The 3736-nt window shown below is 66.3% G+C and carries 3 protein-coding genes; 2 read left to right on the top strand and 1 reads right to left on the bottom strand.

Features of this window, described 5'->3' with window-relative positions; all coding sequences use genetic code 11:
• Positions 1 to 48: 48 nt before the first annotated feature.
• Positions 49 to 1974 (bottom strand): asparagine synthase (glutamine-hydrolyzing), encoded by a 1926-nt coding sequence (gene asnB / locus ACWFRB_RS26265; protein WP_452644268.1) that lies wholly within the window; start codon positions 1972 to 1974, stop codon positions 49 to 51.
• A gap of 204 nt (positions 1975 to 2178) precedes the next feature.
• Between asnB and ctaC the strand changes: the two genes are divergently transcribed.
• Positions 2179 to 3249 carry an aa3-type cytochrome oxidase subunit II gene (ctaC, locus tag ACWFRB_RS26260; RefSeq protein WP_452644266.1) on the top strand — a complete coding sequence of 357 codons (1071 nt, stop codon included), beginning with the start codon at positions 2179 to 2181 and terminating at the stop codon, positions 3247 to 3249.
• 48 nt (positions 3250 to 3297) lie between these two features.
• A complete protein-coding gene (locus tag ACWFRB_RS26255) occupies positions 3298 to 3714 on the top strand; it encodes a cytochrome c oxidase subunit 4 (RefSeq protein ID WP_452644264.1) in 417 nt (138 codons plus the stop codon).
• Positions 3715 to 3736 lie beyond the last annotated feature (22 nt).

Raw genomic sequence — 3736 nt, 5'->3', positions numbered from 1 at the left:
GTTGACGAGTCCTGAGACTCGTCAACCGCGCACAGGCGCGTAGCGCCTCTACACGTGGACCGGGTAGACCGGTTCCTGGATCTGCGGCACGATCCGCTTCTCCACGAAGATGCCGTGCCACACCATGAAGCACAGCACCGTCCACAGCCGGCGGCTGTGATCCGACCCGCCGTCGCGGTGCTCGTTCAGCATCGCCGCGACCGCCGCCTTGTCGAAGATGTGGTCGGTCTGCGAGTCCGCGATCTGCTGGTGCGCCCAGTCGAACAGCTCGGTGCCGCGCAGCCAGTGCCGCAGCGGAACGGGGAAGCCGAGCTTGGCACGGTGCAGCACGTGCGGCGGGACGATGCCCTCCAGCGCCTGCCGCAGCGCGTACTTGGTCGTGGTCTTGGTGATCTTCTGCTCCAGCGGCACCCGCGACGCGACCTCGAAGACCTCGGTGTCCAGGAACGGCACCCGCAGCTCCAGCGAGTTGGCCATCGTCATCTTGTCGGCCTTGACCAGGATGTCGCCACGCAGCCAGGTGAACAGGTCCAGGTGCTGCATCCGAGCGACCGGATCCCAGTCCCGCGACTGCGCGTAGATCGGCGCGGTCACGTCCTGGTGCGTCCACTCCGGCCGGAAGTCGCGCAGCACGGCGCGTAGCTGCGTGTCGTTGAAGCTGCGCGCGTTGCCGTAGTAGCGCTCCTCGAGCGTCATCGAGCCGCGGTTGAGCAGGCTCTTGCCCCTGGTGCCCTCGGGGATGCGCTCGGACAGCTTGCCCGCCGCGCGGCGCAGACCGCGGGGCAGGTACTCGAACGGCTTCAGCGAGAGCGGCTCACGGTAGATGGTGTAGCCGCCGAACAGCTCGTCCGCGCCCTCGCCGGACAGCACCACCTTGACGTGCTTGCGGGCCTCCTTGGCCACGAAGTACAGCGGGACAAGCGCCGGGTCGGCGACCGGGTCGTCGAGGTACCAGATGATCTCCGGGATCGCGTTGGCGAACTCCGTCGGGCTGACGACCTTGACGATGTGCCGGGCGCCGATCGCGGCGGCGGACTCGGCGGCCACGTCGACCTCGGAGTAGCCCTCGCGCTCGAAGCCGGTGGTGAAGGTGATCAGGTTGGGGTTGTGCCGCATCGCCAGCGCGGCGATCGCGGTGGAGTCGATGCCGCCGGAGAGGAACGACCCGACGGTCACGTCCGCGCGCATGTGCTTGGCGACCGAGTCCTCGAGCGCCTCGGCGATCTCCCGGTACCGCGCCTGCTCGGTGCCCGCCGCGAACGGCGTGACCGGGAACGTCGGCGTGAAGTAGCGGGTGATCTTCGGGGCCTCGCCGACCCGCACCCAGGCGTGGCAGCCGGACTCGAGGCGACGGATGTCGGCGTGCAGGGTCTCGGGCTCCGGCACGTACTGCAGCACCGTGTAGTGCTCGGTGGCGCGCGGATCGAGGTCGGTGCCGATGCCGATCAGCTCGGTCAGCTCCAGCAGGCTCTTCTTCTCGCTGCCGAACGCGGTGCCACCGGTGCCCGTCGCCAGGAACAACGGCTTGATGCCGAACGGGTCCCTGGCCAGGAACAGATCCTTGGTCTCGGTGTCCCAGATCGCGAACGCGAACATGCCACGCAACCGGCGGACCGCGTCGGCTCCCCAGTAGTGGAACGCCGCGACGATCGCCTCGCTGTCGCCCTCGGTGGTGAACTGGGCACCGTGATCGCGGGCCAGCTCGGCCCGCAGCTCGAGGTAGTTGTAGATCTCACCGTTGAAGGTCAGCGCGTACCGGGTCGGGTTCTCCGGCGGGCCCCAGCGCAGCGGCTGATGCGAGTGTTCGATGTCGATGATCGAGAGCCGGTTGAAGCCGAAGATCAGGTCGTCGTCGTTCCAGGTTCCGTGCTCGTCCGGCCCGCGGTGCCGCAGGCAGTGCATCGCCGAGTCGACGCGCGAAACCGCGTCTTCGGTGGTGCCGGAGGAGGTCAGTAGCCCGAGCAGTCCGCACACGGCGTCCAATACCTCTATTCGCTCTTGGGGAAGGCTCCACACTGGTATGCAGCGGATTGCCGAATAACTCTGCCGAGTATGCCGCAGACTCGCGGAACTGATGTTGTGACCCGACGGTGGAGAGGCGCCAGCTTTGGTCTACGCTGCGTAGTATTCGGGCGTCCGGCTGGGGCTGCCCTTATTCATTGCGGCGATCAGGAAGGCGTGAACGTGGCGCAGAGTCGGATCCTTCGACGAGCAGGGCTCGCAGCATCTTTGGGCCTTGCTGCCATGCTGCTGTCGGGATGTTCGATCGACAATTCGGTGCTTCGGTTCGGATGGCCGTCGGGCATTACCCCGCAGGCTGAGCGGATGCGTGAACTGTGGACCTGGTCGGTCATCGCCGCCCTGTTCATGGGCGTGATTGTGTGGGGCCTGACCTTTTGGGTGGTGATCTTCCACCGGAAGAAGAAGGACTCGCCGGAGTTCCCCAGGCAGACGGCCTACAACGTCCCGCTGGAGCTCTTCTACACCGCGGTGCCGTTTGTCATCATCGCCGTGCTGTTCTACTTCACCGTGGTCGTGCAGAACTACGTCCACGAGAAGAAGGACGACCCGAACGTGGTGGTCGACGTGACCGCGTACCAGTGGAACTGGAAGTTCGGCTACCGCAGCATCGACCTGCGTGAGGGCGGTGCCAAGTACGACGGCGTCGACGTCGCAGCGCAGGCGTACGCCGAGCAGCCGGCAGGCGAGCAGGTGCTCCGCGGTGAAGAGGTTCCGCCGCCGAACGCGGGTCTGTCCGCGAACGACATCTCCTACCTGCGATTCGACAAGATCGAGACCGTCGGATCCAGCCAGGAGATCCCGATCCTCGTGCTGCCCACCGGCAAGCGCATCGAGTTCGTGCTCAACGCCGCGGACGTCATCCACGCGTTCTGGGTGCCGGAGTTCCTGTTCAAGCGCGACGTCATGCCGAACCCGGAGCAGAACCACTCCGACAACGTCTTCCAGATCAGCGAGATCACCAAGGAAGGCGCGTTCGTCGGGCGCTGTGCCGAGATGTGCGGCACGTACCACGCGATGATGAACTTCGAGGTCCGCGCGGTCAGCCCGGAGAAGTTCGCCGAGTACATCGAGCTGCGCAAGCCGCTCGACGAGGGTGGACAGGCGCTGACCACCGCCGAGGCGCTCGCGAAGATCGGCGAGTCGCCGGTCGCCACGTCCACGCAGCCGTTCAACACGGAGCGGACGTACCGGCAGGCCACCACCGTCCTCGAGGGCGAATACCAGTAGCAGTGCCGACGGCACCCAGACCCATCAACCGCTGAAGGACTTGCTGAAATGAAGATCGAAGCCAAGCTCTTTGAGATCTTGACGGTGTTTTTCATCCTCGTCGCGATCGTGTACGGCGTCTTCACCGCCGCCTCGCGCACCGGAGTCGAGTGGGCCGGGCTGACCGCGATCGTGCTGTCCGCCGGACTGACCCTGATCGTGGGCACGTACTTCCGGTTCGTGGCACGGCGACTCGACACCCGCCCCGAGGACTACGACGACGCCGAGATCTCGGACGGCGCGGGCGACCTGGGCTTCTTCAGCCCGGGGAGCTTCTGGCCCATCCTGCTCGCCTTCGCGGCGGCGTTCACCGCGGTCGCGCTGGCCTTCTTCCAGCCGTGGCTGATCGTGGTCGGCGTGGCGCTGATCCTGGCCACCGCGGTCGGACTCGTCTTCGAGTACCACGTGGGACCCGAGAAGCACTGAGCCGCATCACCTGAGCACGACG

The sequence above is a fragment of the Rhodococcus sp. NPDC055112 genome, assembly GCF_053607505.1.
Note: the sequence above shows the minus strand (reverse complement) of the source record. Positions and strands in the feature narration are given on the sequence as shown.